The organism is Neisseria sp. RH3002v2g, from assembly GCF_014596425.2.
In the GTDB taxonomy this organism is placed as follows: Bacteria; Pseudomonadota; Gammaproteobacteria; order Burkholderiales; family Neisseriaceae; genus Neisseria.
Window position 1 is genome coordinate 1,211,870 of sequence record NZ_CP110721.1, and the last position, 12,807, is coordinate 1,224,676.

General features: G+C 49.0%; 11 protein-coding genes. 3 read left to right on the forward strand and 8 right to left on the reverse strand.

The window, feature by feature from the left end:
* Window positions 1-308: 308 nt before the first annotated feature.
* Window positions 309-1,745: a transferrin-binding protein-like solute binding protein gene (locus BBP27_RS05810; protein ID WP_188212342.1), complete on the forward strand. Its 1,437-nt coding sequence runs from the start codon at window positions 309-311 to the stop codon at window positions 1,743-1,745.
* Between the two features lie 59 nt (window positions 1,746-1,804).
* On the opposite strand, the gene BBP27_RS05815 is transcribed toward BBP27_RS05810, so the two are convergent.
* A complete protein-coding gene (locus tag BBP27_RS05815; RefSeq protein ID WP_049348902.1) occupies window positions 1,805-2,599 on the reverse strand; it encodes a thymidylate synthase in 795 nt (264 codons plus the stop codon).
* Window positions 2,600-3,013: 414 nt separating this feature from the next.
* Here BBP27_RS05815 and gdhA point away from each other — a divergent pair, with 414 nt between their 5' ends.
* A complete protein-coding gene (gdhA, locus tag BBP27_RS05820; RefSeq protein WP_049331398.1) occupies window positions 3,014-4,348 on the forward strand; it encodes an NADP-specific glutamate dehydrogenase in 1,335 nt (444 codons plus the stop codon).
* Between the two features lie 70 nt (window positions 4,349-4,418).
* Here gdhA and recG read toward each other — a convergent pair whose 3' ends face one another.
* From recG to grxC, 3 genes are all read right to left on the reverse strand, one after another.
* Window positions 4,419-6,458: an ATP-dependent DNA helicase RecG gene (gene recG / locus BBP27_RS05825; RefSeq protein ID WP_188211474.1), complete on the reverse strand. Its 2,040-nt coding sequence runs from the start codon at window positions 6,456-6,458 to the stop codon at window positions 4,419-4,421.
* A gap of 101 nt (window positions 6,459-6,559) precedes the next feature.
* Window positions 6,560-6,994 carry a protein-export chaperone SecB gene (gene secB / locus BBP27_RS05830; protein WP_003682271.1) on the reverse strand — a complete coding sequence of 145 codons (435 nt, stop codon included), beginning with the start codon at window positions 6,992-6,994 and terminating at the stop codon, window positions 6,560-6,562.
* 21 nt (window positions 6,995-7,015) lie between these two features.
* Window positions 7,016-7,273 (reverse strand): glutaredoxin 3, encoded by a 258-nt coding sequence (grxC, locus tag BBP27_RS05835; RefSeq protein WP_003684090.1) that lies wholly within the window; start codon window positions 7,271-7,273, stop codon window positions 7,016-7,018.
* Between the two features lie 237 nt (window positions 7,274-7,510).
* On the opposite strand from grxC, the gene BBP27_RS05840 reads away from it, so the two are divergent.
* Window positions 7,511-9,004 carry an Rne/Rng family ribonuclease gene (locus tag BBP27_RS05840; RefSeq protein ID WP_039861979.1) on the forward strand — a complete coding sequence of 498 codons (1,494 nt, stop codon included), beginning with the start codon at window positions 7,511-7,513 and terminating at the stop codon, window positions 9,002-9,004.
* Window positions 9,005-9,061: 57 nt separating this feature from the next.
* Here BBP27_RS05840 and BBP27_RS05845 read toward each other — a convergent pair whose 3' ends face one another.
* The 4 genes from BBP27_RS05845 to BBP27_RS05860 all read right to left on the reverse strand — a co-directional run bounded on the left by BBP27_RS05845 (window position 9,062) and on the right by BBP27_RS05860 (window position 12,729).
* Window positions 9,062-9,730: a DUF3108 domain-containing protein gene (locus BBP27_RS05845; RefSeq protein ID WP_049352170.1), complete on the reverse strand. Its 669-nt coding sequence runs from the start codon at window positions 9,728-9,730 to the stop codon at window positions 9,062-9,064.
* Window positions 9,731-9,760: 30 nt separating this feature from the next.
* The gene (purN, locus tag BBP27_RS05850; RefSeq protein ID WP_128582831.1) at window positions 9,761-10,387 is read right to left on the reverse strand and encodes a phosphoribosylglycinamide formyltransferase; all 627 of its coding nucleotides are present in this window, start codon (window positions 10,385-10,387) and stop codon (window positions 9,761-9,763) included.
* A 97-nt stretch (window positions 10,388-10,484) separates the two neighbouring features.
* Window positions 10,485-11,303, reverse strand: a complete 819-nt coding sequence (locus tag BBP27_RS05855) for an FKBP-type peptidyl-prolyl cis-trans isomerase (RefSeq protein ID WP_003745836.1) — start codon at window positions 11,301-11,303, stop codon at window positions 10,485-10,487.
* Window positions 11,304-11,463: 160 nt separating this feature from the next.
* Window positions 11,464-12,729 carry a Glu/Leu/Phe/Val family dehydrogenase gene (locus tag BBP27_RS05860; RefSeq protein WP_188211473.1) on the reverse strand — a complete coding sequence of 422 codons (1,266 nt, stop codon included), beginning with the start codon at window positions 12,727-12,729 and terminating at the stop codon, window positions 11,464-11,466.
* Between the last annotated feature and the right edge of the window lie 78 nt (window positions 12,730-12,807).

Genomic DNA, 12,807 nt, shown 5'->3' on the forward strand with positions numbered 1-12,807 from the left:
GTTGAGAGAAAAGCACTCATAAAGTCCGACTGCTCTTTTATCTTCAAAAGGCCGTCTGAAAAGTTTGTTAAAAAGAAACAGACCAGCTATCGAACTCACTAAAATATTCAAAATAAATTCATATAAAACAATTAACTAAAAAAATATCCACCCAACCACCTCCCCTTTGATTAATTTTTGTACAGAAATGAAAACAAACTGTTTATTTTTTTATGATTTATGGTTATTATCGGGCATTAAAGGTTTAAAAATCAGATAAACGATCTCTCCGACCTTTTCATCAAGCGAATAACTATACAGGGAATCTCATGTCAAACATCCAAACCAAACTTAAAACCATCGTTTTTACAGCCATCAGCGCAGCCATCTTGTCCGCATGCGGCGGTGGCGGAGGCGGCGGTTCATCTGCTTTAAGCACCGGCGCGACTCCTACCAATAATACCGGCAACTCTGCTGGCAATAATGGCAATCCTGCCAACAACAGCAATGCCAACACTCCAAAAGAGCCGTCTACTACGCTCACCAACAGTGCCGACAATCTTGCCAAACTGACCGATGAAGCTCCAATCGATCCGGCCAACATTACCCAGCCTTTGCACACACATTTCATCTCCTCCAAAGGTGCACAGCAATCCAACCCTAACGTACAAATCCGCAGAGATACCGCAGGCAAAATGTTCCAAACGGACAATCAAGACCGCAACCAAAATGGTCTGATCAGTTCTATTGACTTTAACAGCAATGATGAAGTCAAAATGGACGGCGTTGTGTTATTTAACAAGACCACTGATGGCAACGCAACCCAACCTACATGGACAAGCTACGCTTCTGTTATTGCCAAAGTATATTCAAAAGGCAATACTCAAACTGATGTCAGCGAACAAACGGGCAAAGAGAAAAATACCGAATTTGCATACGGTAAATCAACTTTGGATGAACGTATTGTTGAACTTTATAAGAAGTTAGAAGCTGAAAAAGAAAATCTAAAAAAAGAACAAAACTCAGAGTCTGGCCAAATTGATCATGACAAAATAAAGGAAATTGAAGCTAAAATTAGAGACTTAGACGCTTTATACAAAAAAAATCTGCAACATCGCACTAATCTGGCAACCTTTAATAAAATTGACAGCGATAATTTAGCCTACTTCCGCACCGATAAAAACGGCTTAGTTTTTGACAAACAATTCGATGGTGTTTATGTCATCAATTTTGATGACGGTACCAAAATTGTGTTGCATGATCCTTCTGCAGCCGGCTGGACATATCAAACCTTCGCGCATTACACCGATCCTAAAGGACATGTATACCAAGGCTACCAAAGCCTGGGCGATGAAACTGTCTTCACTACCCTGCCTGCTAAAGGTACAGCCACCTACAAAGGTATTTCCACTGCCTATGTGGTTAACGACAAGAACAATCGTCAGTTGACTTCCAATGTCATGGCTATCGTTGATTTCGGCCTCAAAGGTGTCCGTTTTGAAACGTCAAACTCACACTTCCATACTTTGGAAAATGGTAAGCGTGTATCCCAAGCAGATAAAAACTACGATTTCAAAGGTACGGCAAGCTGGAAAGACGGCAACCTCTTCTCCGGCAAAGTCAGCACGGCCGATGACAAGTTAAGTGGCAACCTGAACGGCAAATTCTACGGCCCCAATGCTGCAGAAATTGGCGGCACTTACGGCTTGAAAAACAAAGATGCAACCGAACACTTAATCGGTGGCTATGGCGCGAAACGTCAATAAACTTGCCTAAACAAAAGGCCGTCTGAACTTTCAGACGGCCTTTTGTTTTTTAGCTTGGATTACACCGACACGGCGGCTTTGATGTGCGGATGCGGATCATAGCCTTCCAACTCGAAGTCTTCAAATTTGAAGGCAAACAAGTCTTTGACTTCAGGGTTGATTTTCATGGTCGGCAGGCTTCGGAAATCGCGGCTTAATTGCAGTTGGGCCTGCTCGATATGGTTGCTGTACAAATGGGCATCGCCAAACGTATGGATAAACTCACCGGCTTCCAGTCCGCACACTTGCGCCATCATCATGGTCAACAATGCGTAGCTGGCGATGTTGAACGGTACGCCAAGGAAGATATCGGCGCTGCGTTGGTAAAGCTGGCAGGACAGTTTGCCGTTGGCAACGTAAAACTGAAACAGCGCGTGGCAAGGCGGCAAGGCCATTTCGTCGACCAAAGCCGGATTCCATGCCGATACAATCAGGCGGCGCGAGTCTGGATTTTTCTTGATTTGTTCCACCACATTGGCAATTTGGTCGATATGGCGACCGTCGGGTGCGGGCCAGCTACGCCATTGGTAGCCGTAAACCGGGCCTAAATCGCCGTTTTCGTCCGCCCATTCGTCCCAAATGGAAACGTTGTTGTCTTTCAGGTATTTGATGTTGGTATCGCCTTTGAGAAACCAAAGCAGCTCATGAATAATCGAGCGAAGATGCAATTTTTTGGTGGTCAACAGCGGAAAGCCTTCACTCAAATCAAAACGCATTTGGTAACCGAACACGGAACGCGTGCCGGTGCCGGTACGGTCGGATTTGTCGATACCATTGTCGAGGACATGGCGCATAAGGTCGTGATAGGCTTTCATGGGTTTCCTTAATGTATGTGTTGTGGGAATTTGATGCGTATTGTACCGAATTTTCAGACGGCCTGCCTCTCTGTCTGCAATGGGCCAACCCTTCCTCTAGGCTTAGCGTATATCCATTAATAGTGTTGACAATTTAGCATTTATTTACATGAAAATTTGAGCCAAATAAAATTTTTACAAAAAAAATTTTAAAATTTTCTAGTTTAATTACTTAGAACTTTACAGCTTATTATTTTTAATATATGAAATATAATACATAATTTTCAATAATTCTAAAAATATAATTCTAATTTTACAAATTGGTAAAAAAATAATGTCAACAATCTGGTCAAAATTTTTCTTGGCAAGTAAATTTTTTACAGTTATATTTCGAAACATAAATATTGAAACATCTCACTCGATAGGAGTTGAAAAATGACTGACCTGAACACCCTGTTTACCAATCTTAAACAACGCAACCCCAACCAAGAACCCTTCCACCAAGCCGTTGAAGAAGTGTTCATGAGTTTGGATCCGTTTTTGGCGAAAAACCCGAAATACACCCAACAAAGCCTGCTTGAGCGTATTGTTGAACCGGAGCGCGTGATTATGTTCCGCGTCACTTGGATGGACGACAAAGGCCAAGTTCAAGTCAACCGCGGCTACCGCATTCAAATGAGCTCCGCCATCGGTCCTTATAAAGGCGGTTTGCGCTTCCACCCTACCGTCGATTTGGGCGTGTTGAAATTCCTCGCCTTTGAACAAGTCTTCAAAAACGCGCTGACCACCCTGCCTATGGGCGGCGGCAAAGGCGGTTCCGACTTTGATCCTAAAGGCAAATCCGATGCCGAAGTAATGCGCTTCTGCCAAGCCTTTATGACCGAACTCTACCGCCACATCGGCGCCGACACCGACGTTCCTGCCGGCGATATCGGCGTAGGCGGCCGCGAAATCGGCTATCTGTTCGGCCAATACAAAAAAATCCGTAACGAATTTGCTTCCGTCCTGACCGGCAAAGGCCTCGAATGGGGCGGCAGCCTGATTCGCCCTGAAGCCACCGGCTACGGCTGCGTGTATTTTGCCCAAGCCATGTTGGAAACCCGCAACGACAGCATTGAAGGCAAACGCGTATTGATTTCCGGCTCCGGCAATGTGGCGCAATACGCTGCCGAAAAAGCCATCCAACTGGGTGCAAAAGTATTGACCGTCTCCGACTCCAACGGCTTTGTCCTCTTCCCTGATAGCGGTATGACCGAAGCACAACTGGCTGCTTTGATCGAGCTGAAAGAAGTACGCCGCGAACGCGTGGCCACTTACGCCAAAGAACAAGGCCTGCAATACTTTGAAAACCAAAAACCGTGGAATATCGCAGCCGAAGTCGCCCTGCCTTGCGCCACCCAAAACGAATTGGACGCAGACGCTGCCAAAATCCTGCTGGCAAACGGTTGCTACGTCGTTGCCGAAGGTGCGAACATGCCTTCAACTTTGGGCGCGGTCGAACAATTTATCAAAGCCGGTATCCTCTACGCTCCGGGCAAAGCCTCCAACGCCGGCGGCGTAGCAACTTCAGGTTTGGAAATGAGCCAAAACGCCATCCGCTTGTCTTGGACACGCGAAGAAGTGGACAGCCGCCTGTTTGACATCATGCACAATATCCACGAATCCTGCCTGAAATACGGCAAAGTCGGCGATAAAGTGAACTATGTTAATGGTGCGAACATTGCCGGTTTCGTCAAAGTTGCCGATGCCATGTTGGCGCAAGGTTTCTAAAAGCCGCATCAACGTAAATCAAAAGGCCGTCTGAAAGATTTCAGACGGCCTTTTTCTTTTAAAGCAAATTTTATACGCCCAAATAACCTTCCCTGCTGGAAAGCCACCTCGCCAAATGCGCTTCGACGATTTCAGAGTTTTGTTCAATCAGCAAAGGGGCAATTTCGCGCGCTTGTTCTAAAAGGTGTAAGTCTTCTTCGAGGTTGGCAAAACGCAGCATGGGAACGCCGCTTTGGCGCGCGCCAAGAAATTCGCCGGGGCCGCGGATGTTGAGGTCTTGGCGGGCGATTTCAAAGCCGTCGGTGTGTTCGTAGATAACTTTCAACCGCGCTTTGGCGAGTTCGCTCAAGGGTTCGGCAAACAGAAGGACGCACACGCTTTCTGCCGCGCCGCGCCCTACCCGACCGCGTAATTGGTGCAGCTGCGCCAAGCCCATGCGCTCGGCGTGTTCGATGACCATCAGGGCGGCGTTGGGCACATCTACGCCGACTTCGATAACGGTAGTGGCTACCAATACGTTCAGACGGCCTGCGGCAAATTCCGCCATGACTTCGGCTTTTTCGGCGGCTTTCATGCGTCCGTGTACTAAGCCAATGCTGAGTTCGGGTAAGGCCGTCTGAAGCTGCTCGAGGGTTTCGGTAGCGGTTTGCAGTTGCAAGGTTTCGCTCTCTTCAATCAGCGGACAAACCCAGTATGCCTGCTGCCCTTTGCGACAAATATTAAGGACGAAGCCTTCAACTTCGGCGCGGCGAACGTTGTTGACGAGGCGGGTTTTAATCGGGGTGCGCCCGGGCGGCAACTCGTCGATAACAGACACGTCTAAGTCGGCGAAGAAACTCATGGCAAGCGTACGCGGAATGGGCGTGGCGGACATCATCAGTTGGTGGACGTCGCGCCCTTTGTTTTTAAGGGCGAGGCGTTGGGCAACGCCGAAGCGGTGTTGTTCGTCTACAATCACCAAGCCCAGATTTTGAAACTCGACGTCGTCTGAAAACAGGGCGTGCGTACCGACGGCAATTTTGACACTGCCTTCGGCAAGTTTGGCTTTGGCTTCGTCTTTGGCTTTTTTGCGCTGACTACCGGAAAGCCAAACGACTTCAAGGCCTAAAGGCTCAAGCCATTGTTTGAACTTGATGAAGTGCTGTTCGGCAAGGATTTCGGTCGGCGCCATTACAGCCACCTGCGCGCCGGATTCAATGGCGGTCAGTGCAGACAAAGCAGCCACAATGGTTTTGCCGCTGCCGACATCGCCTTGCAACAGGCGGTGCATGGGATGGGTTTGCGCCATATCGCGGCAGATTTCGGAAACAACTTTTTCTTGCGCATCGGTCAGGGCAAACGGCAAGGCGTGGCGCAGTGCATTAGTCAACGTACCGTCGCCGCCCAATGCCACCGCCGTGCCGCTGACACGCTTCTGCCGCGCCAGCCGCATGGAAAGTTGTTGTGCCAAAAGTTCGTCAAATTTGAGCCGTTGCCATGCGGGCAGCGTGCCGTCTGAAAGTTGATGAATGGTGAAACTCGGCGGCGGCGAATGCAAAAGGCGTAGGCTTTCGGCAAGGTGTGGCAGTTTCAGACGGCCTAATAAAGCATCGGGTAAGGTATCGTGTAGCGGTGTAACGTCCAAGGCCGTCTGAATAATACGGCGCAAAGTGGGCTGGTTCAAACCGTTTACGGTCGGATAAATCGGCGTGAGGCTTTCCGCCAAACCGCTGCTCTCGGCATCGCGGATTTTAGGGTGAATCATCTCGTCGCCGTGAAACCCGTGTTTGATTTCGCCCACGGCGCGAATGCGTTTGCCGACCGCCATCTGTTTCTGGTTGCTGGCGTAAAAGTGGATGAAGCGCAGAAAAAGGACGCTGCCGGAACCGTCAGCGATTTGGACAATCAGCTGTTTGCGCGGTTTAAATGTCACTTCCTGATGGATGACTTCTCCCTCGACCTGACACGGCACGCCGATTGGTGCATCCTTAATCGGCATGATGTGCGTCTCGTCCTCGTAACGCAACGGCAGGTGCAACACCAAATCCCATGCGGTATGGAGGTTGAGTTTGTCGAGTTTCTTGGCGGAAACATCGGTAATTTTGAGCTGTTTTTGGGTTTCGGGCGTCATCTTTAAAGGCAGCTGATTTAAAGTTTGCTGTATTTTATCCGAAAACAAAAAGGCCGTCTGAACGCAATGTTTCAGACGGCCTTAATTTAGGTATAACGCGATTAAGCGTTAGCTCCCTGTTGTTCTTGGTAGATTGCTTCGAAGTTGATCGGAGCAAGCAGTACAGGTGGGAAGCCGGCGCGGGTTACGCTGTTGGAAATGGCTTCGCGTGCGTAAGGGAACAGGATGTTCGGACAAGCAACGCCCAACAGCAGTTGTACGTCTTCTTCAGGAATGTTTTCCAGACGGAAGATGCCGCTTTGGGTAACTTCGTTCAAGAACATGGTGCGCTCTTCGTTCAGTTTGGCAGTTACGGTCACGGTAACGTCAACGCTGTAGAAGCCGTCTTCCAGTTTGGTGTTGCCGGTAGAAACGCGCATATCCACTTCAGGCTCACCTTGTTCCAAGAAGATTTGTGGTGCGTGAGGCACTTCTAAAGACAAGTCTTTTACATACAGACGCTCAACGCTGAATACGGGTTGCAATTCTTCGCTCATTTTATTTTCCTAAGTTAAGGGTTAAGGATTTAATAATTCGTCCAACTTGCCTTCCTGCTGCAAGCGGTACAAATCGGTAAAGCCACCGACATGGGTGTCGCCGATAAAAATCTGCGGCACGCTGCGCTGGCCGGAAAGCTGCTGCATTTCGGCAAAAACTTCCGGATTGCCGTCGATGCGGATTTCGTTGATTTCTTTCACACCCACCGCCTGCAACAGCCTTTTCGCCATGGTGCAGTATGGGCAATATGGACCAGTATAAACAGTAACGGTTTGCATGATTTCTTCCAAAATACCAATGTTCATGACTATATGGGCATAGGTGCTATTTTACAAGTGTTCCCGCCGTACGGTTGTAAAAAACATTCAGACGGCCTCTTAGCCATAAACATTTGTGCAGATGCGGAAAAACCATAATTAAAGTATGATAAGCGCTTTCACAGAATGATTTTTGCCATTTGTTTTTTGGAGAAGAACACATCGCAAAAGTTTTTCTATTCAAAATCAGGTATCCCCATGCTTTCAGGAATCCCCATCCCCAAGGACGCAGTGCGTCCACCCGAAACCGTCCTCGTCAACATCACGCCGCAAGAAACGCGTGTGGCCGTTTTGGAAGAGAACAATATCTGCGAGCTGCACATCGAGCGCAACAGCGGCCATAGCTTGGTCGGCAATATTTATTTGGGCGTCGTCAAACGCGTCCTCCCCGGCATGCAAAGCGCGTTCATCGATATCGGCTTGGAGCGCGCCGCGTTTTTGCATATCGTCGATGTCCTCGAACAACGCCGCAATCCGGACGAAACCCAACGCATCGAACACATGCTCTTTGAAGGCCAGTCCGTCTTGGTTCAGGTTATCAAAGACCCCATCAATACCAAAGGCGCGCGGCTTTCCACCCAAATCTCACTGGCCGGCCGTTTCCTCGTCCATCTTCCGCAAGAAGACCACATCGGCATTTCCCAACGCATTGAAGATGATGCCGAACGCAGCAGTCTGAGGGAGCGCCTCAACAACCTGCTGCCAGAAAACGCCTGCCACGGCTACATCATCCGCACCAACGCCGAAAACGCTTCCGATGCCCAGCTGCAATCAGACATCAACTATCTGACCAAAGTGTGGGAACACATTCAAAAACAGGCAAAAATCCAGCCGCCCGAAACCCTGCTCTATCAAGATTTGCCTTTGAGCCTACGCGTTTTGCGCGATATGTTCAGCCTCGATACGCACAAAATCCTAGTTGACTCCACGGAAAACCACCGCCGCATGACCCAGTTTGCCGAGCAATACGTTCAAGGTGCATTGGGCAGAATTGAGCTGTTCAAAGGCGAACGCCCCCTATTTGAAACCCACAATATCGAGCAGGAAATCGCCCGCGCCCTGCAACCGCGCGTCAACCTCAACTTCGGCAGCTACCTCATCATCGAGTCCACCGAAGCCATGACCACCATCGACGTCAACACCGGCGGCTTTGTCGGCGCGCGCAATTTTGATGAAACCATCTTCCGCACCAACCTCGAAGCCTGCCACACCATCGCCCGCGAACTTCGCCTGCGCAATCTCGGCGGCATCATCATCATCGACTTCATCGATATGGCGCAAGAAGCCCACCGCGAAGCCGTCCTGCAAGAGCTTGCCAAAGCCCTCGCCTTCGACCGCACCCGCGTTACCCTCAACGGTTTCACCAGTTTGGGTTTGGTCGAGCTGACGCGCAAACGTTCGCGTGAAAACTTAAGCCAAATCCTCTGCGAACCCTGCCCTTCCTGCCAAGGCCGGGGCCGTCTGAAAACGCCGCAAACCGTGTGCTACGAAATTCAGCGCGAAATCGTCCGCGAAGCGCGCCGCTACGATGTCCAAGCCTTTCGCATCTTGGCCGCTCCGAATGTCATCGACTTGTTCCTAGACGAAGAATCACAATCGTTGGCGATGTTGATAGACTTTATCGGCAAACCGATTTCACTGGCTGTCGAAACTGCCTACACGCAGGAACAATACGATATTGTGTTGCTGTAAAGATAAAAGGCCGTCTGAAAACTTTTCAGACGGCCTTCTTGTTTGAGCAAATAAAGATTACGGTTTCACTACTTTACCGTTGATTTTGACGGAAGTCAGTTTCAGGTTGTAGGTTTTGCCGTCATCGGTATAGCTGATTTGCGCAGGGATATTGTCGATATCGGAAGCAAACGAGTAAGTAACGGTATCGTCGCCGCGGCGGACGCGATATTTGCTCACAGGCGTTGTACCGCCGTTCAGTTTATAGCTTTCGTTGCCGATTTTGTTCATGCTGCCGACGGTGTACAGTTTTTTACCGTTGGTAATTTTCAAACCTGACGGCAGGCGTACGTCATTGGCGGCCAGTTGCCATGCCAAAGTGAACAAGTCCATGGCCGGGCCGGATTTTTCGGTTTTCAAATCACCTGCTTTGCCGTAAGTGATGTTGCCGCCGGAGAATTTGGCCTCGGCATACACTTTGCCGCCGCGTACATCTTTGTAGTAAGACGGATGCAAGGTCGTGCCGTTGATGCTGCCGCCGGATTCAAAGCGGATATTGTAAAGCGGTACTTTGATGGTAGAGACGATTTTGTATTGGTTGCCGCTGCGTGTGAAGGTCATGGTCGCAGGAATACCGTAGCTGCCTGAGTATTGTAAAACGGCAGATTGCGGCAATTCAGCGGCTTGTGCGCCGATGGAGGCTGTAAGCAGGGAAAGTGTCAGCAGGGTTGTTTTAATCGGATTCATGATGTTTTCCTTGTGTGTATGGTGTTTCAATCAAGCCAGCAGGCTTTGACCGGCGGCATTGCGTTGTGCATTCAAAACGCGGTTGCCTTCGATTTTCAGACGGCCTGCAACAAAATCGGCAACGGCTTGCGGAAACAGCTGGTGTTCAACCGTCAGCACGCGTGCGGCAACGTCGTCGGCGGTATCGCCGTCCAAAATCGGCACAATGCCTTGCGAAATAATCGGGCCGCAATCCAGCTCAGGGGTTACGAAATGGATGGTGCAGCCTGCCACTCGGCAACCTGCTTCCAATGCGCGTTCATGGGTATGCAAACCGGTAAAGGAAGGCAGGATGGACGGATGGATATTGATCAGGCGGTTTTCATAATGGGCGCAGAACTCCGGAGTCAAAATGCGCATGAAGCCCGCTAATACGACTAAATCGGGCTGATAGGCATCGATTTTCTCCATCATGGCCTGATCAAATGCCAGACGCGAGTCGAAGTTTTTATGGTTCAAACTGTCGGTGGCTATACCGCGCTCTGCCGCCCATGCCAATCCGGCTGCGGTCTCGTTGTTACTCAATACGGCTGCAATGTTGGCATTGGGAATATCGGCATTCACAATCGCCTGCATATTGCTGCCGCGTCCGGAAATAAGGATGACGATATTTTTCATCATAATTCCTTGTTAGTTTGGAACAAAGGCCGTCTGAAACGGAATTTTTTCAGACGGCCTTTTATCCGTTGTTTAAGGGCGTAAGCCTTGATTCGGATTATTGAACTTTTTGTACGTCAACTTGTACTGGTTGTTGTGCGGCAGCATCAGGCGCGCCGACTTTAACCAGTTTCACGTCGAATACCAAAGTGGCGTTCGGGCCGATTTTATCGCCGGCACCCACTTCGCGGTAAGCCAATTTAGCCGGGATGTAGAATGTTGCTTCGCCGCCTTCTTTCAAGAGTTGGATACCTTCAGTCCAACCTGGAATCACTTGGCTTACAGGGAAGCTGACTGGGCCGCCGTTGGCTTTGCTGCTGTCAAATACGGTACCATCAATCAGACGGCCTTCGTATTCAACGGTAACCATATCGTCTTTAGTTGGTTTTTTACCTTCGCCTTCTTTGGTGATTTTGTATTGCAGACCGGAAGCGCTGGTTTTCACGCCTTCTTTAGTCGCGTTTTCTTTCAAGAACGCTTCGCCTTTTTCCAAGTTTGCTTTGGCATCTTCAGCACGTTTGGCAGCCGCTTTTTCTTGTTGCTCTTGCAGGAATTTCATCATCACTTCCTGAGCTTGGGCTTCAGTCATTTTGACTTCTTTGCCTTCAAACATGGCTTCCATGGCTTCGGTGAAGACTTTCAAATCGATTTCTGTGCCTTGGTCTTTCATTTGTTTCAATGAACGGCCGATGTCCACACCCATTGCGTAGCTGGCTTGTTGGGCAGTAGAACCGATGGCGGAAGCATCTGCAGTCGCATTTGAAGCTGCGGAAGCAGCAGGAGCATCTTTGGCGGCAGTGTCTTTTTGTTGGTTGCAAGCAGTCATCGCCAACAGAGCAGACAAAGCCAATGCGCTGAATTTGAAAGTTTTGTTCATGATTATGTCTTTTCCGGAAAGGTCAAAAAAGGGGATTATAGCTGAGTTTGATTGAAATGGAATCAAGGTGGATTAAAATTTGTAAAGGCTCTTATCAAAAACATCAAGGCCGTCTGAAAACAAGTTTCAGACGGCCTTGTCTTAGCTATCGGTCAACCGATTAATACCAACCGCGCAGTTTCATTGCTTTTTCAACACGACGGATACTCATCATGTAAGAAGCGGTACGCAGGTCAACATCGTATTCTTTAGCCAAGTTCCAAATATCGCGGAACGCACGGCGCAGAACCACAGTTTCTTTCTCTTGAACTTCGTCAAACTCCCAGTAGTAGCCTTGCAGGTTTTGTACCCATTCGAAATAAGATACAACCACGCCGCCGCAGTTTGCCAAAATATCAGGAACAACCAATACGCCGTTTTGACGCAGGATAACGTCGGCTTCAGGAGTAGTCGGGCCGTTTGCGCCTTCAACCACGATTTTCGCGCGGACTTTGCCTGCATTTTCGGAAGTCAGTTGGTTTTCCAGCGCGCACGGGGCGAGTACGTCCACTTCCAAAGCCAAAAGTTCGGCATTGCTGATTTCTTTGCCGTAGCCGGCTTCATTGGTGATGAAACCTTTGGTTTGGAATTCTTTGATGATTGCTTCCATATCCAAGCCGTTTTCGTTGTAAATGGCAACGTCAACAGTAGATACGGCAACGATTTTCGCACCGGCTTTGTGTGCATAGTAACCGGTATGATAGCCCACGTTACCGAAACCTTGAATGGCGTAAGTGGCACCCTTCACGTCTTTGCCCAGTTTTTCCAAAGCTTGGACGGCGGCGAAGTTTACGCCGTAACCGGTGGCTTCAGTACGTGCCAAAGAACCGCCAAACTCAACCGGTTTGCCGGTAAACACGCCCGGTGCAGAATGTTTCACTACATTTTCATAAGCATCAACCATCCAAGACATGATTTTGCCGTTGGTGTTCACATCAGGGGCAGGAATATCGATTTTCTCGCCGATCAGCGGAGAAATAGCTTCGGAATAAGCGCGGGCGATGCGTTCCAATTCTGCTTCGGAATAATTGCGCGGATCCAAAGTGATGCCGCCTTTGCCGCCGCCGTAAGGAATACCGGCTACGCAGCATTTGATGGTCATCCAAATAGACAGGGCTTTGACTTCGTCCAGATTCACATTGGGATGGAAGCGCACGCCGCCTTTGTAAGGGCCGACGGCGTTATTGTGTTGGGAACGGTAACCGGTGAAATTTTCTACTGTACCGTTGTCGAGTTTGACAGGGAAGTTCACTTCCAAAACACGTTGCGGCTTTTTCAAGATTTCAAATACTGCCGGGTCGGCATTCAGGCGATCGCAGGCAATTTTTACTTGTTTTTGTGCAATTTCAAACGGATTCAGTGTTTCTTTAACAGCAGATGCGGACATGTATTTTTCCTTTTCATACACATGATTAGACGAGAGCCATACTTGTTACTATATACAAAAACGGGAAAAAATGTAATA

What these genes read in the sequence shown, in the direction of transcription:
- secB (WP_003682271.1), bottom strand. Translation starts at nt 6,994, where the DNA reads ATGAGCGAAGAATTGCAACCCGTATTCAGCGTTGAGCGTCTGTATGTA.
- BBP27_RS05855 (WP_003745836.1), bottom strand. Translation starts at nt 11,303, where the DNA reads ATGAACAAAACTTTCAAATTCAGCGCATTGGCTTTGTCTGCTCTGTTG.
- grxC (WP_003684090.1), bottom strand. Translation starts at nt 7,273, where the DNA reads ATGCAAACCGTTACTGTTTATACTGGTCCATATTGCCCATACTGCACC.
- purN (WP_128582831.1), bottom strand. Translation starts at nt 10,387, where the DNA reads ATGAAAAATATCGTCATCCTTATTTCCGGACGCGGCAGCAATATGCAG.
- gdhA (WP_049331398.1), top strand. Translation starts at nt 3,014, where the DNA reads ATGACTGACCTGAACACCCTGTTTACCAATCTTAAACAACGCAACCCC.
- BBP27_RS05840 (WP_039861979.1), top strand. Translation starts at nt 7,511, where the DNA reads ATGCTTTCAGGAATCCCCATCCCCAAGGACGCAGTGCGTCCACCCGAA.
- recG (WP_188211474.1), bottom strand. Translation starts at nt 6,458, where the DNA reads ATGACGCCCGAAACCCAAAAACAGCTCAAAATTACCGATGTTTCCGCC.
- BBP27_RS05815 (WP_049348902.1), bottom strand. Translation starts at nt 2,599, where the DNA reads ATGAAAGCCTATCACGACCTTATGCGCCATGTCCTCGACAATGGTATC.
- BBP27_RS05860 (WP_188211473.1), bottom strand. Translation starts at nt 12,729, where the DNA reads ATGTCCGCATCTGCTGTTAAAGAAACACTGAATCCGTTTGAAATTGCA.
- BBP27_RS05845 (WP_049352170.1), bottom strand. Translation starts at nt 9,730, where the DNA reads ATGAATCCGATTAAAACAACCCTGCTGACACTTTCCCTGCTTACAGCC.
- BBP27_RS05810 (WP_188212342.1), top strand. Translation starts at nt 309, where the DNA reads ATGTCAAACATCCAAACCAAACTTAAAACCATCGTTTTTACAGCCATC.